This is a genomic window from Psychrobacter celer (assembly GCF_016107555.1).
In the GTDB taxonomy this organism is placed as follows: Bacteria; Pseudomonadota; Gammaproteobacteria; order Pseudomonadales; family Moraxellaceae; genus Psychrobacter; species Psychrobacter celer.
The window spans coordinates 20,508-44,720 of record NZ_JABASU010000024.1 but is presented as its reverse complement, the minus strand read 5'-3'; the positions used below and the strand labels follow the sequence as shown (position 1 = coordinate 44,720).

At 47.1% G+C, this 24,213-nt stretch carries 20 protein-coding genes, 1 other RNA gene and 1 pseudogene; 8 read left to right on the top strand and 14 right to left on the bottom strand.

Going from position 1 to position 24,213, the window contains the following annotated elements:
* The first annotated feature begins 75 nt into the window (after positions 1-75).
* Positions 76-315, top strand: a complete 240-nt coding sequence (locus tag JFC05_RS10540; RefSeq protein WP_198336852.1) for a hypothetical protein — start codon at positions 76-78, stop codon at positions 313-315.
* 21 nt (positions 316-336) lie between these two features.
* Positions 337-1,413, top strand: a complete 1,077-nt coding sequence (locus JFC05_RS10535; RefSeq protein ID WP_198336851.1) for a hypothetical protein — start codon at positions 337-339, stop codon at positions 1,411-1,413.
* 101 nt (positions 1,414-1,514) lie between these two features.
* On the opposite strand, the gene JFC05_RS10530 is transcribed toward JFC05_RS10535, so the two are convergent.
* From JFC05_RS10530 to ffs, 11 genes and pseudogenes are all read right to left on the bottom strand, one after another.
* Positions 1,515-2,273, bottom strand: coding sequence for a low temperature requirement protein A (locus JFC05_RS10530; protein ID WP_227697527.1), 759 nt, complete (start codon positions 2,271-2,273; stop codon positions 1,515-1,517).
* A gap of 234 nt (positions 2,274-2,507) precedes the next feature.
* Positions 2,508-4,214 (bottom strand): ABC transporter ATP-binding protein, encoded by a 1,707-nt coding sequence (locus tag JFC05_RS10525; protein ID WP_227697526.1) that lies wholly within the window; start codon positions 4,212-4,214, stop codon positions 2,508-2,510.
* Position 4,215: 1 nt separating this feature from the next.
* The gene (locus JFC05_RS10520; protein WP_198336850.1) at positions 4,216-5,253 is read right to left on the bottom strand and encodes an ABC transporter permease; all 1,038 of its coding nucleotides are present in this window, start codon (positions 5,251-5,253) and stop codon (positions 4,216-4,218) included.
* Positions 5,254-5,294: 41 nt separating this feature from the next.
* Positions 5,295-6,365 (bottom strand): microcin C ABC transporter permease YejB, encoded by a 1,071-nt coding sequence (gene yejB, locus JFC05_RS10515; RefSeq protein ID WP_105245699.1) that lies wholly within the window; start codon positions 6,363-6,365, stop codon positions 5,295-5,297.
* A 20-nt stretch (positions 6,366-6,385) separates the two neighbouring features.
* A complete protein-coding gene (gene gloB, locus JFC05_RS10510; protein WP_075100892.1) occupies positions 6,386-7,165 on the bottom strand; it encodes a hydroxyacylglutathione hydrolase in 780 nt (259 codons plus the stop codon).
* A gap of 109 nt (positions 7,166-7,274) precedes the next feature.
* Positions 7,275-8,823: pseudogene (locus JFC05_RS10505) on the bottom strand (extracellular solute-binding protein).
* A 375-nt stretch (positions 8,824-9,198) separates the two neighbouring features.
* Positions 9,199-10,350 (bottom strand): 3-phosphoserine/phosphohydroxythreonine transaminase, encoded by a 1,152-nt coding sequence (gene serC / locus JFC05_RS10500; RefSeq protein ID WP_198336849.1) that lies wholly within the window; start codon positions 10,348-10,350, stop codon positions 9,199-9,201.
* 141 nt (positions 10,351-10,491) lie between these two features.
* Positions 10,492-11,328, bottom strand: a complete 837-nt coding sequence (locus tag JFC05_RS10495) for a hypothetical protein (protein ID WP_198336848.1) — start codon at positions 11,326-11,328, stop codon at positions 10,492-10,494.
* Positions 11,329-11,369: 41 nt separating this feature from the next.
* On the bottom strand, positions 11,370-14,306 hold the full coding sequence (locus JFC05_RS10490) for a M48 family metalloprotease (protein ID WP_198336847.1): 2,937 nt from the start codon (positions 14,304-14,306) through the stop codon (positions 11,370-11,372).
* A 47-nt stretch (positions 14,307-14,353) separates the two neighbouring features.
* Positions 14,354-14,950: a LemA family protein gene (locus JFC05_RS10485; protein ID WP_198336846.1), complete on the bottom strand. Its 597-nt coding sequence runs from the start codon at positions 14,948-14,950 to the stop codon at positions 14,354-14,356.
* 261 nt (positions 14,951-15,211) lie between these two features.
* Positions 15,212-15,308: signal recognition particle sRNA small type (gene ffs / locus JFC05_RS10480), an RNA gene on the bottom strand.
* A 251-nt stretch (positions 15,309-15,559) separates the two neighbouring features.
* Here ffs and JFC05_RS10475 point away from each other — a divergent pair.
* The gene (locus JFC05_RS10475) at positions 15,560-16,276 is read left to right on the top strand and encodes an SIMPL domain-containing protein (protein ID WP_198336845.1); all 717 of its coding nucleotides are present in this window, start codon (positions 15,560-15,562) and stop codon (positions 16,274-16,276) included.
* A 210-nt stretch (positions 16,277-16,486) separates the two neighbouring features.
* Here JFC05_RS10475 and JFC05_RS10470 read toward each other — a convergent pair whose 3' ends face one another.
* From JFC05_RS10470 to JFC05_RS10460, 3 genes are all read right to left on the bottom strand, one after another.
* Positions 16,487-17,320, bottom strand: a complete 834-nt coding sequence (locus JFC05_RS10470; protein WP_198336844.1) for a DUF4124 domain-containing protein — start codon at positions 17,318-17,320, stop codon at positions 16,487-16,489.
* Between the two features lie 199 nt (positions 17,321-17,519).
* A complete protein-coding gene (gene glnA, locus JFC05_RS10465) occupies positions 17,520-18,929 on the bottom strand; it encodes a type I glutamate--ammonia ligase (RefSeq protein WP_198336843.1) in 1,410 nt (469 codons plus the stop codon).
* Between the two features lie 166 nt (positions 18,930-19,095).
* Positions 19,096-19,278 carry a hypothetical protein gene (locus tag JFC05_RS10460; protein WP_198336842.1) on the bottom strand — a complete coding sequence of 61 codons (183 nt, stop codon included), beginning with the start codon at positions 19,276-19,278 and terminating at the stop codon, positions 19,096-19,098.
* 489 nt (positions 19,279-19,767) lie between these two features.
* Here JFC05_RS10460 and JFC05_RS10455 point away from each other — a divergent pair, with 489 nt between their 5' ends.
* The 5 genes from JFC05_RS10455 (at position 19,768) to JFC05_RS10435 (ending at position 24,143) form a co-directional block, all read left to right on the top strand.
* A complete protein-coding gene (locus tag JFC05_RS10455) occupies positions 19,768-20,391 on the top strand; it encodes an anthranilate synthase component II (protein WP_105245670.1) in 624 nt (207 codons plus the stop codon).
* 127 nt (positions 20,392-20,518) lie between these two features.
* Positions 20,519-21,640 carry an anthranilate phosphoribosyltransferase gene (gene trpD / locus JFC05_RS10450; RefSeq protein WP_198336841.1) on the top strand — a complete coding sequence of 374 codons (1,122 nt, stop codon included), beginning with the start codon at positions 20,519-20,521 and terminating at the stop codon, positions 21,638-21,640.
* Positions 21,641-21,706: 66 nt separating this feature from the next.
* Complete coding sequence (gene trpC, locus JFC05_RS10445; protein ID WP_105245666.1) at positions 21,707-22,576, top strand: indole-3-glycerol phosphate synthase TrpC; 870 nt, start codon at positions 21,707-21,709, stop codon at positions 22,574-22,576.
* Positions 22,577-22,646: 70 nt separating this feature from the next.
* Positions 22,647-23,378, top strand: a complete 732-nt coding sequence (locus JFC05_RS10440; protein WP_198336840.1) for a Smr/MutS family protein — start codon at positions 22,647-22,649, stop codon at positions 23,376-23,378.
* Positions 23,379-23,510: 132 nt separating this feature from the next.
* Complete coding sequence (locus JFC05_RS10435; RefSeq protein WP_105245661.1) at positions 23,511-24,143, top strand: DNA-3-methyladenine glycosylase family protein; 633 nt, start codon at positions 23,511-23,513, stop codon at positions 24,141-24,143.
* Positions 24,144-24,213 lie beyond the last annotated feature (70 nt).

Here is a 24,213-nt window from a genome sequence, read left to right as displayed (position 1 = left end):
GACAGGTGGCTTAATTATTCTACGATGATGTTGTGTTAAGAATGGGGTATTTACAGTACCGTCAGTTACTTAGACTTGGCCGAAGGCAATATCTATCAATCGAGTGCCAATCCTGCACTACATCCTGAAGTGCAGCGGCGGCTTATGTGGGACGGTGAGCACAATCCGTATAACATCCTACCTGTCACAGAAGAGCGAATCGCCGCGTTTAACAATCAAAACCGAAAAATGAAAATAAAATGGTACTCAGGCATTGCAATTAATGTCATATGGTTTGTCGGGTCGATATTGTATGTGATGCTGGTGATTGCCTAGATGAAAACTGGAATGTGTTAAATGCAACTACGCAACGATTTTGCCACCCATATTAGTGAGCTTAACAATCCTATTGAGCGTCCCTATACCACCAGTATAGACAAAAGCTTATTAGAGAGTACTGAAGATATTGAACATCTTAATAAAGAAATCCACGACGTCAATCCTGATTACTTAACATTCCTACCTGCGTACTTCTGGGTGTTTTATTTTGTTATTGGTTGGGTGTATTTTTCTTCACATTTTTTTGTAGCTACTTTTATTGGGGATATATTTTATAAAGATATGTTTGAGGGAGGTATGTCTTTAGGAGGTATTTCCTACTTTAGAGTATTCTTTCTAATAGCTTTATTCATAGTTGCTTGTACACCTCTAATCCTGCTTCTCTATCAATTCATTAGAAAGTATCCCATTCGCACCCAGTATTATTTTTTAAAAAAACAACAAAAAATAGCCTACTACTATCGCCCACTATGGAAATTTAGACAGCCCTACGAGCTAAAGATAGTGGACTACAAAGACGTTATTCCAGACCTGCATCAAGATCCATACAATCGAGCGTATACACCGCTTAACTTGTATGTCGCTGATCCTGAGACCGGAGACATCACCCATCATCTAAAGCTAGAAGATTATAGAGTCAACCCACGCGTACAATGGGCATTTATCCGCACTTATATGGAAAGCCCAGCGAATGATCTGCCAATAGACTCTCAGTTCTGCGAAGCTTATCCAGTTGACACAAGCAAATCACTATTTGCCTGTGCTGATATTATCTATCGCAAAAGCGGCATACTACCTAGCAATCATTCAGGCGGCGATCAGATCATGGTCTTTATAATAGGCTCAATAATCGCTTTGGGTAATTTATTTCAGGCCAATCATTATCAATGTACCAAGCGAGCTATCTTACATCCCGACGTACAAAAGCTTTTAACTTGGGACGGTCAAGATAATCCATATCCGATACAGCCTATAACTGATGAAGCCAAACTAGCCTTTGAAGGTAGAAATTGGGAGGTCAATGTCAGATGGGTATGTATCATACTCATCAACGTTGGCTTATTTGTATGGGCAGTGGTGGCTTATAATAGCTAGCATATATAGTAAACCCTACCAAGAATTGTTACGATAATTCTAATCTAAATTCCAGCTCGCTAATTACCATGACATACCCCATTATCCTTCGTAAAAAGGTACTACAGTCTCTTGAACAAGGCATGATCACCAGCGACAGATTCTGTAATCAAATTGAGCATACTGCCGAGACCTGCAATCGAGAAAAAAATAAAAAAGTGACCATAGCCAAACAAAAACAAATCATGATGGCGACGTTCTTTGTTTAAAATTCTATCAAAGGGTACGATAAAATATAGCCACCATAACGAAAACACCAACGCGACTAAGCTTGAGCCTAGAAACATAATAGAGCGGGCGGCGGAAGAAGAGTTGGCTAAAAAATATTGAATGGTATTGCTAACCCCGACCACGCCCTCGCCCAATACGATGATGGTAAGCAAGCCATAACGCTCGGCAATGTGCCCCGGATGCCAGTTATCAAACTGCTCTGAGCGCGCCCAGACTGGCATCAGTAGCTCTGCTAGGATGAATAAAAACAAAGCAGGCGTCTGTAGAGCCGCGGGCAAAAATAGCCAACTTATCCATAAGGCTTGTAAGCCTAGCAAGCCCACCATACTACGACAAGCGACTTTTTGATGACCTGGTACTTGCCGATAAACACGCCACCACTGGCTACAGCTCGCCAGTCGCATAATAGCGTACCCTGTCACCCCAATCCATGTCAGCCCTTGCTCATAAAATTGATGAATATTGGCTGCTATCATTAGTGAGCCAAACCTCTGAAACATCACGGATATACAATAAAACCTGTCGTCAGGGTCGTATCCCGAGGCAAACCAAGTAAGGCTGGTCCATGCAAAGGATAAAAAACGCCACAATAAAGGTCAAAAATCCCGATAAGTCATGCTCACTTAAACAGCTATAAAAACCATAGCCGCCGCTACGGCAATGACATAGACCAAGCCAAACAATAGCTCAAGCGTGGTCGAAGGCCTGTTTGGCTCATTCATTGGTATCACGCGCTCGAATGGGTTTTATTTTGAGCCTACTTATCATCTATGGTGTTCCAGGTTTTATAAATTCGTATAGTTATTTTATTCTGACTGCTTAGACTAAAGCATACTCGCTTGCAATAATTGCTTGGCATACGGATGCTTTGGATTATCAAAAATAGCTTCGGTCGCTCCAGACTCGATGCACGTGCCTTCTTTTAGTACCATAATATGCTGGCATAAAGCGCGCACCACCTTTAGATCGTGACTGATAAACACGTAACTGATGTGCAATTTTTCTTGAATCTCTCGTAGCAAGCTGACCACCGTGACCTGCGTGGTGCTATCAAGTGCGGACGTCGGCTCATCAAGTATCAATAAACTTGGCTGCATCACAAGCGCACGAGCAAGCGCTACCCGCTGACGCTGACCGCCTGACAGCTCATGCGGATAACGCTGGGCAAACTCAGCAGGCAGGTGCACGGTCGCCAGACTATCCATCACTGCCTGCTGACGGGCGACCTTAGCCACGCCTTGTACCAACAGCCCTTCTTCAACTATCTGCATCACCGTCATACGCGGGTTGATACTGGCAAAGGGGTCTTGAAATACCATCTGAATCTGCGAACGGAATTTTCGCAGCTCACTCCTAGACAGTACCGCGATATCTTGGCTGTTCACCACAATCTGACCACTGATGCGTGCTTGATGACTCAGTAATTGGCTCAGCGCCAAGGCAATGGTGGTTTTGCCAGAGCCGGACTCGCCAACGATGCCGAGCGCCTGCCCTTCTTGCAGCGTCATATCGACGTTTTTTACTGCATCAAACCAGCGCTTGATGCCGCCAAATAGACTTTTTTCAATCGGAAACTGTACTTGTAAATGACTGACTTGCAATACGGTTGGCCGCTGACTTTCATCCTCAAATAGATCTAATGCTTGCCCAAAATCTTGCTCGATAAGGGTGCGAGTATAGTCAGATGCTGGCTGATTAAACACCTCGGCAGTTTTCCCCTGCTCAATCGTTTGACCTTGGCACATGACGATGACGTTATCGCTATAGCGTTTGACCAAATTAAGATCATGGCTGATAAGTATCATCGCCATCTGATGCAGCCGCTTGAGCTTATCTAGCAGCTCAAGAATCTCATGCTGCAGAGTGACATCCAACGCAGTGGTTGGCTCATCAGCGATTAAGATATCAGGCTGCTGCGCCAATGCCATGGCGATCATTACCCGCTGGCGTTGGCCGCCTGACAACTCATGTGGATAGCGATGCAGCTTGTCAGCGGGGTCAGTGATATTGACATCACTTAGCAAAGCGATGCTCCTGTCTCGCCAGTGCTTTTTGGGCACGCCGCTTAGACGCAACGACTCGGCAATTTGCTTAGCAACCGTATGTAATGGGTTCAACGCTGTCATCGGCTCTTGAAACACCATAGCAATGCGCTGACCACGGATAGCGCGCAGCGCTGCATCACGTGTTTTATGATTGCTTATCGGCAATGTTGTCATTGTTGTCATTTTTGCCGCGTCTGCTAACTGCACCTCACCTGTGACGCTCAAGCTATTTGGCAGCAAGCCCAACAGTGCAAGACTGGCGATCGACTTACCAGAGCCTGACTCGCCGACGACAGCCAGTGTCTCCCCTTGTCGCAGCTCGTACGTTAGCTTATCGACTAGAGTCACACCAGAAGTAGTGGCAATACTAAGCTTTTCCACTGTCAGCATGAGCTTGTTTGCGGCATTGCTAGAATCATCCTTTAGACGATTATTTTGCTTAGTAGCAGTTTTCATATTGGCGTTTATCATCTTATCAGTTGTCATATCACGAGCGCCTCGGATCAAAGGCATCACGCAGTGCTTCGCCAACAAAGATGAGCAAGGATAAGATAAAAGTCAGACTAAAAAACCCTGATAGTGCCAGCCAAGGCGCATCAAGGTTGTTTTTGCCTTGTACCATCAGCTCACCAAGTGACGGAGAGCCAGGCGGTAAGCCGTACCCTAAAAAATCTAACGCGGTTAAGGCAATGATATTGGCCGTTAGGATAAACGGCAACTGCGATAAGCTAGAGGCCAAGGCATTGGGCAAGATGTGCCTCATCATAATGCGGCTGTCCGACACCCCAAGGTTACGGGCTGCGCGGACATAATCAAAGTTACGCGCCCGCAAAAACTCGGCGCGTACCAAACCGACCAATCCCATCCAGCCAAATAGCAGCATCATAGCAAACAACATAAAGATACTCGGACTAAACAAGCTGACCAAAATAATAATCATAAACAGCTGAGGCATCCCGCCCCACACTTCCATAAAGCGCTGCCCTGCCAAATCTACCCAGCCACCGTAATAGCCTTGTATCGCACCGACAATAATACCAATCATCGCCCCTGCCAGCGTCAAAGCGATACCAAATAACAACGACACCCGCATGCCATAAAGTATGCGCGCCAGCACATCACGACCCAAATCATCCGTACCCAGCCAGTTTTGGCTATTGGGCGGCGCAGGATAAGGCAGACCCAGCGCAACATTTGGCGTCTGATCGGCAAAGGGAATGGGCGGCATCACATAAAAGCCTTGCTCATTAATCAGCGTTTGCACCGCAGGGTCTTTATAATTGGTTTCGGTCTCAAACACACCGCCAAACGTCGTCTCAGGATAGGCCTTTAGCACGGGAAAATAGTAGTCGCCTTGATACTGCACAAGTAGCGGCTTGTCATTGGCAATCACGTTGGCTGCCATACAAAGGACAAATATTAGGGCAAAAATAGCGAGCGATACGACCCCTAGACGATTGCGACGAAAGCGGTTTAGGCGTGCTTGCCAAATAGGATTTAGGCGGCGTTTTTTTGTCATCGTCATAGACGGACTTGCAGGCGCTGAAGGTAATGGTTGACTTGACATTAGCGACCCTCAAAATCAATACGCGGATCAATGAGGTGATAACTTAAATCACTGATGAGCTGTAATAGTAGACCAACTAAGGTAAAGATAAACAGCGTGCCAAATATCACTGGATAATCACGCTGCTGAATGGCCTCAAAGCCAAGCAGTCCTAAACCATCGAGTTTAAAGATGATTTCAATAAGAAAATTACCAGCAAAGAAAATCCCAACGATGGCCGCGGGGATACCAGCGATAATAATCAGCATCGCGTTACGAAACACATGACCGTACAGCACTTGACGCGCGCCTAAGCCTTTGGCACGTGCGGTGAGGACATATTGCTTACCCAGCTCCTCTAAAAAGCTAAACTTGGTCAAATAAGTCAAGCCGGCAAAACCGCCAACGGTACTTGCTAATAGCGGCAGTGCCAAATGCCAAAAGTAATCTTTCACTTTACCCAAGGTACTTAACTGATCAAAATTCTCGGAGGTCAGTCCCTGCAGCGGAAAGATATTCCAGTAGCTGCCACCCGCAAAAAACACCAACAGTATGACGGCAAACACAAACACAGGTATCGCATGGCCAATGGCGAGCAGCATAGCAGTGGCTTTATCAATCCCCGAGCCGTGATGCATGGCTTTGTAGATACCAAGTGGGATGGCAATCATATATATCAGCAGCGTACTCCACAGCCCAAGCGAGATAGATACTGGCAGCTTTTCTATAATCAGATCGGTCACCGTCTGGCCCTTAAAAAACGACTCACCAAAATCTAACTGGGCGTAGTTCTTTAGCATCAGCCAAAAGCGCTCAGGCGCTGACTTATCAAAGCCGTATTGCGCATTGATTGCGGCCACCATCTCCTCAGATAGGCCGCGCGTGCCTTGGTAGGTACTATCATTGCCGCCTGCACTACCCGCGCCGATACTGCCGCCGAGCGCATTGTCTTTTGCGCCTTGCTCAATCAATGCCAGCTGCTGCTCCACAGGACCGCCTGGCGCCGCTTGTACAATCACAAAGTTCGCCAACAATATCAAAAATAGCGTCGGTAATATCAGCAGCAATCTTTTTAAGATATAACGACCCATATGTCAGCTTCCTAAAATAATTAGAAGTTGTTTTTCAGCTCACGTAGCGCGGCAAATACCGTCAGTGACTTATCATCATCGATCGCCATCTTGGCCTTGACACCTGCGATCACACTCGGCTCTTGTGTGCGCAAAAACACATTAACAGCACGCTCATGCGCTAAGGTCACCGGCAGTGTTGGGGTGCCTTGGGCGGTTTTTTCTTCTGCTTGCGCCAATGCTTGCTGCATCGCTTCATTAGCAGGCTCGATAGAGAGACCAAAGCGTAGATTGCTGGCAGTATATTCATGCGCTGGATACAGCAGCGTCTCGGCTGGCAGTCCGTTTAAACGCTTAAAGCTCTCATGCAGCTGCTCTATCGTTCCTGTAAACACGCGGCCGCAGCCAGCACTAAACAAGGTATCTCCGCAAAAACAATGCTTTTGACCATCGATATCTAAGACATAAGCCACGTGACTTGCCGTATGACCCGACACGTCCCATACTTGCGCCGCGCAGCCCCAGGCACTGACCGTACTACCATCCTTGATGGTCTGGTCTTCATCGACCGTATGCTCGCCATGGGCCACCAGATGTGTCATCGGATAAGACTCTTGTAGCTCTGCCACACCGCCGATATGATCATGATGATGGTGGGTGGTCCAGATAGACGTCAGCTCCAGCTCATTGTCTTCTAGATAAGCAACGACAGGCTCAGCTTGACCCGGATCAATGACGATGGCTTGCTTGTTATTTTCATTAATGAGCGCCCAGATATAGTTGTCATTAAACGCTTTAATCGGGTGAATACGAATACTCATATCAAATCCTTACCAGTAGTTATAGGTGTTGCTTATCTTTTTATTCAAGTATTGAGAATGGCTATTTTTGATAAACGATACATTAGATATTGGGTGCCCAAGCCATCGTTTATTTTTTCAAGTAGTTATTAACGCGCGCTTCGGCTGCTTTATCCACCCACCAGTAGTCGATTCCGACTGCATTGGTCGGCAGTGTGCCATTATGGCGATACTGATTCCAGTAGGCAACATTGGTACTAGATTTGCCATATAGCGGGACCATATAGTGACCTGCGCGTAGCAGACGATCAAGGACGTGCGTATATAAGACAATCTCGTCACGACTTTCGGCGTCGCCTAATTGCTCTATCACCTCATCTATCGCCGCGTTTTTGATACCTGCCGTGTTTCGGTTGCCCGTCTCATCGGCAGCGCTACTACCCCAAAACCCTACTTGCTCAGCACCAGGCGATAAGCTTTGGGCAAATACATCGACCACCATATCATAATCAAAACGGCGCATTCGCTCGTAATATTGTGGGCCATCGACTTGCCGCAAGGTCGCATCGAACCCTAGGCGCTTGAGATTACGAATATAAGGCAGCAACACACGTCCCATGGTCTCGCCCGTCATCAGCATCTCAATCCGAGCACGCTTGCCATTAGGCTGATATAGCTGCATATCGTCATAATAAAAACCCGCATCTAGCAAAAGCGCACGCGCCTTTAATAACCCTTCACGATTGAAGCCGCTAGCATCGCTGGTGGGAAGTTGCCATCTCGCCAGTACTGCACGGCGCTGAATCGGCTCAAGTGTCGGCAGTAGTGGTTTTAGCACCTGCATCTCGGTAGGCGATGGCATGCCCGTAGCGGCAAGCTCCGAGCCATGAAAAAAGCTTTGCAGGCGCTCATACTGCCCATGAAACAGTGTCTTATTCATCCATTCAAAATCATAAGCGGCGCTCAGTGCTTGGCGCACGCGAATGTCTTGAAACAATGGCCGGCGCAAATTCATCACCAGCGCCTGCATAGGTACTGGGTTTTGACTGCTGATGGTTTCTTTTTTAATGAGCCCTGCTTTTACCGCTGGGAAGCGATAACCGGTTGCCCAATTAGAGGCTTTATTTTCTGGGCGAAAGCGATATTGTCCAGACTTAAACCCTTCAAAGGCAATCTCATCACTTTGGTAATAGACAAACTTAATCCTGTCAAAGTTATAGCGACCGCGATTGACCATCAAATCTCGCCCCCAGTAATTGGGATCACGGACATAGCTCACCGAGCGTCCCGCATCGACGCGGCCAAGCTTATAAGGCCCACTGCCCATGAGCGGCGTTAGGCTGATTTTTTCAAAGTCGGTATCGATAGAGGATTTGGCAAACACTGGAAACTGCCCGACTGTTAATAGAATCTCTTTATTATCAATAGTCGGTACCGACCATCGCCACCCCCGTGGTCATCCATTTGTTGGCCGCATTAAAGGTGCCGCGCGCATCGAGTGACAGCGTGCCGCCTTTGGGCGCATTTGGATTGGCATAGGGCATATATGGGGCGTCGGCATATTCAGTGGGACTATTATGACCAAGCGCTGTCGTGGTAACAGGCGCTGCCATAGCTATCGGCAGCCAGCCGATGACCAGAACAAACAAAACGGTTTTTGGCAGGGCTTTTTTGGGCATCATGGGGTATCAATAGACCTCTTTACTTACCGTACCTATCATCGAAAAAACGTGAGCATTATAGCCATAACACGTAAAAACCACTGCCAAGCTCTGCCCTCGAAAAATTTTATCATAACAAACTTAGGTTTTTTCACCTAATGATTTGCTGGATCGATGTCGTCATGCTCGAGGCTTTTTTGATAATACAGCGCAGCGATGAGGTGGGTTTACATCAGTAGAGGCACGGTTTTAGGTATACAGTAGGTTTGCCCAGCGGTTTTTTGACTGACAATAAAAACGCCTGCACATAAAAAAGACGCCGCTTATAAAAGTGGCGTCCTTTTTGTCTTTTAGTGTTTGCGTGATAGCGTTTGAATTATAGCGATCGCTTGATTAAGCATGCTTTTTTTCAAAGGCAATCATAAAATCCACCAGCTGCTGTACCCACTCAAGCGGTACGGCATTATAAATACTAGCGCGCATACCGCCGACATCGCGGTGACCTTTTAGGTTCAATAGTCCTGCGGCCTCTGACTCTTCTAAAAACACCTTATCCAGACTGCTGTCTGCCAAGGTAAAAGGCACATTCATAATCGAGCGATATTGTTTGGCAACCGGATTATTATAAAAATCACTATCATCGATTGTCTGGTATAGCAGATCCGCCTTTTTCTGATTGATTTTACCGATAGCTTCAACGCCGCCTTGCTCTTCTAACCAGTCGAATACTAGACCCGCTAGATACCATGAATACGTCGCTGGCGTGTTAGACATCGACTCTTTTTCAGCCTGATGCGTATAGTTCATCAGCAGCGGGCACCAATCGCTGGCTTGGTTTAGTAAATCTTCACGGATAATGACGATAACAAGACCCGCTGGACCGATGTTTTTTTGTGCGCCGGCGTAAATCATGCCAAATTTTGACACATCTATCGGCTGTGACAAAATGCAAGAAGACATATCGGCAATAATAGGCGCGTCGACTTGTGGTGGCTCAAATATCTGTAGACCGTGAATGGTTTCGTTGGCACAGTAGTGAAAATACGCCGCATCGTCGCTTAGGTTCCACTCGCTTTGGGCTGGCACGTCAGTAAAATTACTGTCTTTGCCAGTAGCGACCTCATTGACTGCGCCCAACCCCAATGCTTCATAGCGTTTGGCTTCTTTGACCGCTTTACCTGACCAAGCGCCCGTCGTTAGATAGTCACCGCGCCCACCATTTAATAAATTCAGAGGAATCGCCGAAAACTGTAAGCTGGCACCGCCTTGCAAAAACAGCACTTTATAGTTATCTGGAATCTCCATCAATGCCCGTAACTTGCTCTCAGCCTTTTCTGTGATAGCGACATAGTCTTTACTACGATGGCTCATCTCCATCACCGAAAGGCCGCGCCCTTGCCAGTCAAGCAGCTCGCTTTGTGCATGCTCTAAGACGGTGGTGGGCATGGTCGCAGGACCCGCACAGAAGTTTGGCAGACGATGCGCGGCAGCGTTTGGATTGGTAGAAGCGTTGGATGTGCGGATAGATTCTGGGGTTGTAGACATGGTTATTATCCTAAATTGATGAGGTCATCATTGTTGGTTAACAGCTAAGCTGATTAACGATTAAAGCGCCTAGGGCGAATTTTTAAAGGCATTGTCAGTCTGGCAGTTTTCTTATTATCTCAAATGCTCAGTTATGTTTATTTACGAGACAGATTTTGCTATCTGTTGCCAAAACTGCCGCTTCAGACGGCTATCGGCGAGCATCTCATCCAAAGTTGGGAGCGTAGTTAGGGCAGGATGCGTCAGCCCTTCAGGCAAGGCCGTCAAAGCTCCCACTTGCACCTCTTCACTACGCCCAATCTTAAAAACATAGCCTGCTAAGCTGGCACTGGCAAGCTCGGCGGTATCCATGCCCGCACAGATCGGAAACGCCGTGGTCTCACAAGTCATCGATAACGCTTGGGTGATGTTTTGCCACAGTTTTTGGCTGTCCCCACTGAGGGTTTGCATGTCCACCATTATGACCCAGTTGCCGTAGCGGCCACCTTGTAAACTAAACGGCAACACCTTTTTGTTGCTCTCATCAGCATATTTATCTGCTGATGCATGTATCGCTGATGGCGCAGCAGTGGTTGTTTTTACGGCGTCAACGAGTGGTGCCACCACCTGCTCGACGGTTGGTAGATCAGGCTCACCATCCAAATAGGCATCATCGTGATAAGAAGACGTATCGCTCGTGTCTACATGATTTGACGAGCCATCATCGATGCGGTGGGGATGGCGGTCATTGACGGGGCTTTGGGTATTCCACGCTGCTTCGCTGTCGCTAACATCGCTGACAGGACTGCGCTGCGAAGAGGCAAGAGAGATGCTAGGGCTTGAGAGGTTTGACGGACTTTCGCTAATGGCGGGGATATCAGCCATGCTTAGTGTCGCAGCATCTGGGCGCACCCACTGATCGATGCCCATCATCGCTAGGATTTGGCGCTGCTGCACACGGCGCTGTAGTACAATTTGCGGATCTTGGATATCACTCATGCGGTTCTGCTGTCTTATTTTTTAATTGAGAGCGGGCGATGTTAAAAAAGCTGGCGAACGCCTAACCAATGCTCTGCCAGCATCATCAGGCAGTCGTATTCATCTTGACTGATTATCGTATCGTGTAACATGACAGTATGCAATGTACTTAGCCATCGTCGATACTCATTATAATCTATTTGGCCGTTATCCTGTTGTCTCTTGCCACAATTATTATCTTCCGCCTTATTAGTGCTCGCTGTATCAGCATGGTCCGCGTGATACGCTGGCACCATACAGACCACCGCTAACAGCTGGCTACTATTTAAGTGGGATGCGGTCATTAATAGCCACTGTAGATTTGCATCGCTGACGGCATTTAAGTCAATATCAATCAAACGGGCATGCCGCCTCACATCCACGATGTAGCGCGCAGCACTCTCCCATGCTGGCAGCCTATGGCGATGGGCGTTTTTGGACAGCCGATACGCCAGTAGTATCAGCACCGACCTCCTCACGGCATCCAGACCAGAAAACACCTGACCTGATGGGTCAAGCTGCGCACCTATATCCTCCATACCCGCCTGCAATAGCGTCTGCCAGCCAGACGGCTTATCGGTATTCTTGTCATTTAACACCGCAAAAAGCGTTGGCAATAACCGCTGTAAATGTAGTGCTTGCCATAATGACACGATAGACACTTCTTGTGGCTTGGTGCATGCCACTTGATCAGATACTGATAATGGTGTATCTGTGCCAGACACAAGGTCTGCTGAGATATCCTGAGCAAAGTCAAAGGTCAAATCAACTGCCAGCTGGCGAGCAAACAGCTGTAGTAAACCGCACTGATAGCGAGCGAGCATGGTACGGCTGCTTTGTTGCTGCTGATAATGCTGATGGGCGTGGTGGTCATGGCTGCGCTCGTTTTGCAGGCGCTGTGCGTTAATTGTCTGTGCCGATAAGTCTTGCTGATGCAGCTGCTTTATCGCAAAAACCAGCACCGCACTGTCTAAGCGCCGATCCAAATTGGCCACCGCTGTCAGCAGTTTAGCATCTATCGTATGCGGTAAGATGGGCAGGTTGTTATGGCTGTCATGATTGCTATCTACAGTGGATGCTGCGCTTTCCTTGCCTTGATCTTGTTGCGTATTACTTTGCGATACTTCATCACCGATAACCCCCTCCCAAATATCGTACAAATCATATTTCATCGTCGTCGTCAGCAAGCGCCGTTGATGACATAACATGATGGCTTCGATCAAAGCTTGCGCGCCCAATGGGTGATGACTGTGATCCAGCACGTACTGCGGCAGGCAAACCTGATGCAAATCGTCGCTATCGATCCATGGTTTTTTTGGTAAATCGCTATCGGGTTTTGCCATCCATGGCTTTAATAGCTGACAGGCACCTATATCCTCTACTGATACTTGCAAGCGGCCATCAATTACGACATCTTCTTTTATGATAAAGGGCAGCGCCGACTCTGCCTCTAAGGCATTATTAGGCTCATTGATCAAAACATCGACATTTTCTTTGATGTTTTCTTCAGCATTTTTGTCTTTTTTGGTAGCAGTAGCAGGGAGGTTATTAACAATTGGTTTTTTATCTTTACTTAGGCTATTTGCTTGGACTTCGCCCCAATCACCTAGGCGACGCTGCGCATATATCTGTTTTATTTTTTGCTGGTTTAAGCGTTTTTCATGGGCAACTTGCACAGCAAAGTCATGATAGGCTTTGGCATTGACGGCACTCATGCGCTCGCTTAAGCTTGGGTGGGTAGCAAACCACGATACATCCCCTAAGTCCGCGCCGCTACTGGCAAAGAAAAAATGACTCAGACCATTGATATCAGCGATGTTGGTTAAGCGCGAGCCTACTGTGTCTTGATGAATCGCTTTTAGAGTCTCTATAATCGCCGGCGAGCGGGTCAACTGTACGCTGGTGGCGTCGGCGAGCAATTCACGCTCACGGTTGAAGCTGTGTTTGATCAACTGAGCGCAGGCCATACTCGAAAAGCTCAGCCCATGTAACAGCAGTGTCCACACGCTACGCGGCGCTTGCCGATCAATGATAGGATGATTCAGCCGGCGCGACTGAGACTGCGTCAATGATAGCGGTTTGTGCGATTGGGCCTGCCAGTACGACACCCATTCGCGATGCGTGGTAAAGCTTGCCGTCTGCGCCTCGGTACGACGTGCATGACTGTCGATGCTACGCTGCGGCATCAAAGCGCTTTGACTAACGCTGCTATCAATAGAGCCAGCATAGCGATTGTCACTTATCAAGCGATTGCTATTATGACTGATAGGATCGCTCCAATCATACAGTATCTGTAGTCCTGCTAGCACCACCATCAGCTGTAGGTTAAATGTCGCATCACCATGTAATATATGACCGTACTCATGGCCGATCAGTCCATATAATGCTTCATCAGAGAGCTTGTCTAACGCACCCTGCGTCACGACCAATACCATGTCTTGACTATGGCGGCCAGCGACAAAACCATTGATACCTTGCTCATCAGGCAGCACGTACAATATCGGCATATCCAGCCCCGATGCAATAGCCAGCTGCTGCGCGATTTCGTAGTAGCGGCGATAGACAGGAGGGAAATCTCGCTCATCACGCACTGCGATCTGACGGTCACTAAAGCGAACTTTTTTGGCCGCAGTATGCTGCTGAGCCACCCCTTGACTGTGCTCCCACGCATCCTGACTGCTATCAACAAACAAACGAACCGCCCCCACGCGTTGAGCAATCGCGCGGCCACCCGCTCTGAGGCGGCGATACTCTACAAAACTACCACCAACAAAACTCGCTATGATCCAAACGATGACCAAAACCAACGCCCAGTAGTAAATACCCCCTGTAAATATCGTCAGCAACAACCACACAACTCCGAGAGCCACTGCTATATGAGCCAAGACGATCAAAAAAAACAGCCCATAAAGTAACAGACTGCGGCGCGTGCGTATCCGCTGCTGAGCAAAAAAATCCATCCGCTTATCTCAAATTGGCGACACTTTTTGTGCTTTTACTTGGTATCTCAAGTCATATCTACAACAGGGGCTTTGGCAATGGCGTCTCTATCTGCAAAGACCAGTGGGCTGAGCGGACGAAATCCAAAAGTGCTGCTGACCAGATTGTTTGGAAACACCTCACGGTCATTATTATAAAACATCACGCTATCGTTATAGTGCTGACGGGCAAAGCCTATACGGTTTTCGGTATTGGTCAGCTCATCCATCAGCTCTTTGATCATGCTATCCGCTTTTAGCTCAGGATACGCCTCCACCACCGCTGAGAGTTGCCCCAAAGCTTTAGACAGCATGCCTTCTGCTTTGGCAAACAACGCCATATGCTCAAGCGACTCTGGCTGATGATGCGTAGAGTCTTGTAGGCTTTGGGCGTGATTACGGGCGCTAATCACACGGCTTAAGGTTTCTTCTTCATGCGTCAGATAACGCTTGGCGGCCTCAACCAAGTTTGGAATCAAGTCATGACGACGCTTGAGCTGGACATCTATCTGCGCAAAACCATTTTTTGCTTGATTGCGCGCGCGTACCAATTTATTAAATATCGACACCCCAAACACGACCAGTAGTACCATGAATATAATCAGTAGCCAAATAAACATCTTCATAAGCAAATCCCAATGTGTCTAGAGTATTAATGATACGTTAATACCTTGTATTTTATCTTAAATTTATTCATGAAGCGCTAGCATTGGGCAATTTTCAGATAAAAAAAAGCCCTTTATGATAAAGGACTGAATATCGAAAACTGCTTTTGATGTTTTATAATTTTGATGTACTAGAGAGGCATAGAGATAGGTATTAACCAAAACAGGCTGTGACTGGACAATGATAAAGACCAATATCAAATTTTAGGCAAAAAAAAGCGACTCCGTCAGCACATCCTCGGCACACATTGTATCTACTACCGTTGCTACCTTCCGGTCCTGGCGGGATTCATAGTACAATGTTGCGAGGCTACCAACGGAGCCACCAGAGCAGATTATACAAGATTTTTTTAGTATTACAACCCCTATCTCAAAACTGTTTTTTTTAATCGAAAATAAGTCTGTAACCTAGCTCACAAAATTCTCACAGCAACTTATACAGATTTTGCTATTTTAGTGAATGAAGTTGCACACATATCAACACTTAAAAATAAGAGGTACAACTTCCTTTGTAAATACCTTTTGAAAGTATTCATATGAATACCCTTAACATTGATTTAGGAGATAACTATGAAAAATGCTCTATTGAATAAACTGGCCATCGCTTCTTGTACTGCTTGTTTAATGACAGCCATGATGGGTAGCGCGCATGCCGAGCCGACAGGCTATGATCAGCTGAGCTTTCAAACCGAAGTCAAAGAAGAGGTGCAAAATGACGAAGTACGCGCCAGCATGTACAAAAAAGCCCAAGCCAGTACCTCAAAAGCCTTGGCCACCACGCTCAACACATCTATTAATAATGCCATGAAAATCGCCAAGCGCTACCCGAGCGTGACTGTCAGCACCGGACAGCAGCGCACCTATCCGCGATATGATAAAAACGACAAAATCATTGGCTGGACGGGGCAAGCCAGTATCGATCTAAAAAGCACCGACTTTGCGGCTACCAGCCAGCTAATTGCTGATTTGCAAGAAACGCTAGTGATGGATAACCTAAACTTTGGCGTCTCTGACAGCAAAAAAGACGCACTAGAGCAAAAGCTGATGACCGAAGCGTCTCGCGCTTTTCAGCAGCAGGCCAAAAACCTAACGCGCGCTTGGAATGCACGCGGCTACCGTGTGGTCACGGTCAATCTAAACACAGGAAACAACTACCCTCGTCCAATGTATGGCAGCATGAATATGAAAGTAGAAGCCGCCGATGCTTCAGTACCTAGTCAGAGTTTTGAATCGGGCAATAGCACCATCTCTGTCACCGCCAACGGCACCATCGAGCTGACCAAATAGCTTTTGCGCCATAAAGACAGCTGTTAGTAAAAAACTTTATAAGTACCTAACTAGACCTCTTGCAAAAGTACCGTTTTATTGACCTTCGTTGACGGAGTATCAAAGGCTAGCAATGACTTATGCAAGAGATCTACTAACTATCAAAGAATATCAAGGGCAGCCACTTATCGTAGTGACTGCCCTTTTTTGTATGCTATTAGGGCATGGCACTTACTTGGTAAAAGCATCATTAGTTTTAGGCTGTGCATTTTGAACCGTTTGTAGACTGCCATCCTTTTGACGCAGTTTTAACAGCAGTTTTTGATGCCATGGTAGATTTTGGTAGGCTAAGCGCTGCTGCGCGATTTTTTTATTGTTTTGGAGGGTTTGAGTGTTTTGAATCACATGTACCGTACGGGCTGTTTCTTTGAGCAGCTGTCCTTTCTCATTTTGTATGACCGCCTTTATGTTATGCGCGCCAGGCATAAGATCGACAGTGGCGATAGAAGCACTTAACCTTTGTGCAACCTCACTACCATCCAGATAAATACGGACTCCATCACCTGCCTGCAAGGCAGGCGTCACCTGTACGCGCACCTCGATGCTTTGAGCAGGACGGCGATATGCGCGAGTCTCGCTAGGCTCGGCGATCATAAGCTGATAGCTCACTGTCTTGCGCGCCTTATCTGTGCTATTGGCCTTGCTCACAGGCGCAGATGACGAGGTCGCCTCGCCAGTCACCTGACCAATCGTGTCTCTACCAGTAGAAACAGCCGTCTGACTGACGGTTTTGTCTGTCTGCTGTTCATAGTTTTGTGGCCGATCGGTAAAGGTGACTTGTCCCGTCTTTTCATCGACTACTTTATAGATGGTTGCTGCGTGACTGGTGGGCACTGCGATAGGTACTGTGATACTCACTGAAAGTACGGTCAGCGCTGTCAGCAAACCGAAACATTTGGCTTTTATGCCTCTGGTCTTTAGAGTACTGGACTTTAGAGCGCTGATTGTTACATCAGCATCTTTTATATGAGTGTTTTTTATATGAGCAAGGATAAATGTCGTCATGGTCAAGCCACCTAATCAGTCTGATACTTCCTATTATGCGGTATTTGCGTGATGAAATCAGTAGCGATGTTTTATTCATTTATCGGGTGGCGTATTTTTCATTTTCGCGCATAAAAAACACCAGCCAAGACAAGCTTAACTGGTGATTTGATGTTATTTTACATTTAGCTTAAATTCAGTGTTTTGAGTACGCAGCTGATTAGCAGCTGTAGTACATGTCAAACTCAACAGGATGCACAGTTACGTTCAGACGTTGTACTTCTTCTTCTTTCAAAGCAATAAACGCTTCTAGCATGTCTTTAGTGAACACATCGCCTTTTAACAAAAACTCGTGGTCGTCTTTTAGCGCCTGTAGTGCAACATCTAGACTCTCTGCAACCGTTGGGATTTGTGCTTCTTCTTCTGGTGGCAAGTCATATAAGTTTTTGTCAGCCGCTTCACCTGGATGCATCTTGTTCTGGATACCGTCAAGACCTGCCATCAATAGCGCAGCAAATGCTAAGTATGGGTTGGCCGTTGGATCTGGGAAACGCGCTTCGACGCGTACTGCTTTTGGACTGCTCACGTGCGGAATACGGATAGACGCTGAGCGGTTTGATGCAGAATACGCAAGCTTGATAGGTGCTTCGTAATGCGGTACCAGACGCTTGTAGCTGTTCGTTGATGGGTTGGTAATCGCATTCAGCGCACGAGCATGCTTGATTATACCACCAATGAAGTACAATGCTGTCTCAGACAGACCAGCATACTCATCACCAGAGAACGTGTTTACGCCATCTTTTGAGATCGACATATGTACGTGCATACCTGAACCGTTGTCACCAACGATTGGTTTTGGCATAAAGGTCGCTGTTTTACCAAACTGGTGCGCCACGTTATGGACAACATATTTCAATTGCTGAACTTCATCCGCTTTACGTACCATCGTGTTGAATGCAACACCAATCTCAGACTGGCAAGAAGCCACTTCGTGATGATGAACTTCTACGCGGCCTTCACCAACGATCTCTTCGATACGTTCACACATGACAGAACGCATGTCATGCGAGCTGTCGATTGGTGGTACTGGGAAGTAACCGCCCTTAACGCGTGGACGATGCGCCATGTTGCCCCACTCGTATGTCTCGTTGGTTGACCAAGCCGCTTCTTCAGCAGTGATCTTGTGGCTCACGCCAGACATATCAACTGACCACTTAACATCATCAAATACAAAGAATTCAGGCTCAGGACCGAAATAAGCCGTGTCACCGATACCAGTAGACTTCAAATACTCTTCTGCGCGGCGAGCAATAGAACGTGGATCACGATCATAGCCTTGTAGCGTTGATGGCTCGATGATATCGCAGGTCACGACGACTGTAACGGCATCAAAAAACGGGTCGATAAAAGCCGTTTCAGGGTCAGGACGTAGGATCATATCTGAGGCTTCAATGCCCTTCCAGCCAGCGATAGATGAACCATCAAACATTTTGCCGTCTTCTAGTACTTCTTCGTCGATGGTAGAGGCAGGAAAACTGATGTGTTGCTCTTTACCGCGAGTATCGGTAAAGCGAAAATCCACCCATTTAGCATTAGATGATTTGATAAGATCCAATAATTTATCCGACATAAATAGTCTCCGTTGTGTTGATTAGATATTTGCAATATAAACTGTTTTAACGCTATTTTAACAACATATGACTGACAATGTTGCTTTGTTCAAATGCTGGCTGATTATTATTAATAAACAGTGATAGGCAGCAGTAGCTGATAAAGAAGCAGCTCATCATCAACCCTCATACTGTCCGCTGACAATAATGATGCAACTGCTGTGCCAAGCTGCTTGGCGCATGACAGTGCAGCAAACCCATCGGCAGCCAAATAGTAAATAAATACAGATATTTAGCGTGTTTTTGCCAATGCGTGATAAAGATATCTTGTTGGGCGATCACCGCCATATGATGATTTGGCGCATTCATTAGTGTCTTTAATGCACCAAATTAGCTCATACAATGGTGCAACCTGTCTCTTCGATGCTCTTTTTTGGGGCAAATCACCTGTCTGGTCAGCACTGCTCCCTGTTTTAACTCAATCGACTATATCAGAGTGAGTCGATTTTTGATACATTGCCTCATGTCAATAAAAAGGTGTTTTTATATAAAACTAACTATAAGCGGTAATACAGAAAATCCGTGATAAACCTGCTGGCTGTCGTGCTGCGTTTGATAGCACGCAAAATAGTGGTAAGATAACGGCGGACGATAAAAACTGTGACAATCTTATAAGCTGGCGCACGCTCAACCATGCAGCAAACAAGCATGTAGCAAAAAACGAAAAAACGAAAAAACGAAAAAACGAAAAAACGAAAAAACGAAAAAACGACCAAAGCTGTCGTTCTACATCTACAAAAGCAAGACTTATAAAGCTAAGATTTATAAAAAAGCCAAACCAACTAAGTTGATACCCACATGATTTTGATGATCGATAATTACGACAGCTTTACGTACAATATTGTACAGTACTTCGGTGAACTACAGCAGGATATCACCGTCTGGCGTAACGATGAGATCAGTCTCCAGCAGATCCAAGCCCTCGCACCAGATGCGATCGTAATTGGCCCTGGCCCGTGTACCCCTGACCAAGCGGGTATTTCTTTGCAAGTTATCGATGCCTTTAAGGGCGTCATACCTATCTTGGGCATCTGTCTTGGCCATCAAGCCATTGGACAGGCTTTTGGGGCGCAGATCATCAAGGCAGGCGCGGTCATGCATGGCCGCCTATCTGCGGTATATCATAACGACCAAGGCGTATTTTTTGGCCTGCCAGCACCCGTGCAAGTCACCCGCTATCACTCACTGGTGATTGACCAAGCCAGCTTGCCTGAGTGCCTAGAGATGACTGCTTGGACACAACATAGTAATGGTAGCATCGAGGAGATCATGGGCGTTCGTCATACTGCCTACGCCATTGAAGGCGTGCAGTTTCATCCAGAGTCCATCCTAAGCCAAGCAGGTTATCAGCTGCTCAATAATTTTTTGCACACTCATGGTTTGGCAGTACTGCCTACAGATGCCTTACCGCAAGTCGGTTAAAGTCCGTTCAGTTTAAGACTGTTTGGCGGCAATTTATTTGCCAATTTACTGACAATGCTGATGATAAATAATCTATAACGCCCACGCCTTTTAACCCTTATTTATAAAAATACTAAGCGAGAGAACAATGAGCACAATAAAAACAGAGAATACCACTACCCCAGATCATATCGCTCAGCTATCTGATGAGCAGACGCACAAACTCCTGACCACCGCATTGGCGAGAATCTTTCAGCACATTGACCTAACCTTTGATGAGATGTATCAAGTCATGCTGATTATCATGCAGGGTCGATGTAGTGATGCCATGATGGGTGCGATTTTGACGGGTCTGCGCATGAAAGGCGAGTCCATCGACGAGATTACCGCATCGGCCAGCGCCATGCGTGACTTAGCAGCCAACATTACACCGGCAGACTGCCACTATCTGGTCGATATCGTCGGTACGGGCGGTGATGGTGCCAATTTGTTTAACGTCTCTACCGCTTCAGCCTTGGTCGCAGCAGCGGCAGGGGCACAAGTGGCCAAACATGGTAACCGCGGCGTGTCGACCAAATCTGGCAGCTCCGATTTGCTTGAACAAGCAGGGATCAGCTTGACACTCAGCCCAGAGCAGGCCAAGCAATGCATAGAAAATCAAGGCATTGGCTTTTTATTTGCGCCCAATCACCACAGCGCCATGCGCTATGCAAACCCCGTACGCCGTGAGCTAAAAGCGCGGACGATATTTAATATTCTGGGCCCATTGACCAACCCAGCTGGCGTGCCCAATCTGGTCATTGGCGTCTTTACCGCAGCGCTGTGTGAGCCTATCGCTAAGGTGATGAAAAATCTAGGGGCGCGTCACGTCATGGTGGTCGGTGCCAAAGACGGCCTAGATGAAATCAGCTTGGCCACTTCTACGACGGTCGCTGAGTTAAAAGACGGTACGGTCACAGTCTTTGAGATGATGCCAGAAGACGCGGGGGTCGAGTCGCAAACCCTCATCGGTCTGGATGTTGACTCCCCTAAAGAGAGTCTGGAGCTGATACGCGCCGCCCTGTCGGGTACAGACACTCATGATCGCGCGGTGCTCAAGGCTCGTGATATGATTGCACTCAATGCAGGCGCGGCCATTTATACAGCAGGACTGGCCAGCAACTATCCAAATGGTGTTAGCCGCGCTCAAAAGATCATTCAAAATGGCGATGCCTTGACCAAGCTTGAGTCTTTGGCACAATATACTAAGCAGCTGGCGCAAAACACTTAAGTTTTTCATACAGCCATCGCCCACTGACTTTTGCCCTTTTACCTTTAGACATATTCGGACACCAGCATGACCCATACAGACATACCTTCAGTATTACAGCGCATCGTTGCGACCAAACACCTTGAGGTAAAAGCGGCTCGTGAGGCGCTATCTCTAGATGACTTAAAAGCCAAGGTGCTGGCCAATCAGCAGCCGCGGCGCGGCTTTGCTCAGTCACTACGAGCGGCCAGCACCAGCGAGAGCGGCATCGGTATCATCGCCGAGATTAAAAAAGCATCGCCTTCTAAAGGCATCATCAATCATAACTTTGCCCCCGCATTGTTCGCCCAGCAATATGAGCAGGCGGGTGCCAGTTGTCTGTCTGTCCTCACCGATCGCGAGTACTTTCAGGGAGAAGATAGTTACCTTGAGGCGGCGGCCAATGCTGCCACACTGCCGCTACTGCGTAAAGACTTTATGGTCGATGTGTATCAGATTTATCAATCCTACTTGCTGGGTGCAGACTGTATCTTACTGATTATGGCGTGTCTTGATGATGAGCAAGCACGGCAGCTGCATGCGCTGAGTATCGATCTGGGTATGGATGTGTTGATTGAAGTCCATACCAAAACCGAGCTTGAGCGCGCCCTCCAGCTGCCTCGTAGTGTCCACAACATCTATGGCATCAATAATCGCGATTTAAATACATTCGCTGTCGATCTACAGACCACGCTTGAGTTAAAAAACACCTTAATCAAATCATTGGCCGCTGACGCCGACAGCCATGGACAACAGCCACTTATCGTGACTGAAAGTGGGATTCATAGCAGTGCTGATATTCGCCTGATGCTAAACAACGACATTCAGCACTTTTTGATCGGTGAGCAGTTTATGAAAACCGAGCATCCTGGACAAGCGTTACAATCCTTACTTGCAGGCGTCGCAGCAGACGCGTAAAGTAACTAAAAAATGCCACAGTACACATTACCCAACTACCTTTTCATCAACCAACGATACCTTAACTGTTATGTCAAATTCTCTATTTTCTAAAGAAATGCAAGATCAGCTCAAAGAGCTAAAAGGCCAGCTGAGTAAAGGCCGTGATACCAACTCACCTGAGGGCGAAAACCAAAAGCCGACTGAGCCTGTATCGCTGCCGACGCAAAAACAAGTCAAAAAAACGGTCAAACAACTAGACAGTGAGCATATCGACGACGACAAAGTGCTGTTTATGCAAGCAATGCATGGCGTCACTCAGCTCGAAGACAAAAACGTGCGCTCCCCTGTCACCAACACCAGAGCTGGCAAACCTGATGCCACGACTTTATCAAAACGTGCCGCCGCGCAAGGCAGTGAAAGCGGCGATCTAAGCGCCGGCTTATCAGACATGCAAGCTTTGCTCAATCCTGTAGCAAGCGAAGCATACTTATCGTACAAACAGCCAACCCTACAAAACAAAATATTTGATCAACTAAAAAAAGGCAAATTGCGCTGGTATGATGCCGTAGACATCCATGGCTGTACCATCGAAGAAGCCCGCACCGCGATGACCCAACTACTCAGCCAAGCCAAAGCCAACAACGAAACTGTGGTCAAAATCGTCCATGGCAAAGGCTCTGAGGCCGTCTTAAAAACCTGTGTGAATGGCTGGCTCCGTCAACTGCCTGAAGTACTGGCGTTTTGCTCGGCCTCGCCAAAAGATGGCGGCAATGGTGCGGTACTAGTACTGCTAAAAAAACCAAAAGGCGCGAGTGAATAAACCTTAAAGCAAAGCAAAAAAAAGACTGCCCAACAAGCAGTCTTTTTTTATAGATGATGTGGTTTTAGAATATAGGATGATGTGCTTTTTAGAAGATAGTGCGCCTTATAACTTCGATAAGAGTAAATAACGATGAGCATACAGACCCTTGACACCCCTGAGCAGCTAGCAGCACATATCGATGCGTTGATAGCAATCGAGCCGAGATTTGCGCCGGTCTACGAGCAAGTGGGCTTACCCAGTCTGCGGCACAATACTGGCGGCTTTATGCAATTGATGCGAGCGATGGTCGGCCAGCAGTTGTCTGTCGCTGCGGCAGCCAGTATTTGGCAGCGCTTGCTTGAGACCGGCTTGACCACTCCTAGCATGATTCAGCACGCAAGCGATGACGCGCTCAGAGCCCAAGGCTTATCTAAACAAAAAATTCGCTATATTCGCTCTTTGGTTGCGCATGATATAGACTTTGCTAGCCTAAAAACCCTACCAGATGAGGCAGTAATAAACATCCTAACCACCGTCACAGGTATCGGGCGCTGGACGGCTGAGATGTACTTATTGTTTTCTTTACAGCGCGCTGACATCCTTGCTGTTGATGACTTGGCGATCAAAGTTGCCGCCATGACACTGCTGGACTTGCCTGAGCGTCCTACCCCAAAACGACTCCACTCTCTAACGCAGCATTGGTCACCTTACCGTAGCACAGCCAGCCTATTACTTTGGTCGTATTACGGGCAGCTGCGTAATAAGACCGCTGTACCTATCTAAGAACCCATGATTTACCATCATCATTGCAAACAATATTTTTTATAACAATTATAGTTTTTATAGCGACTAT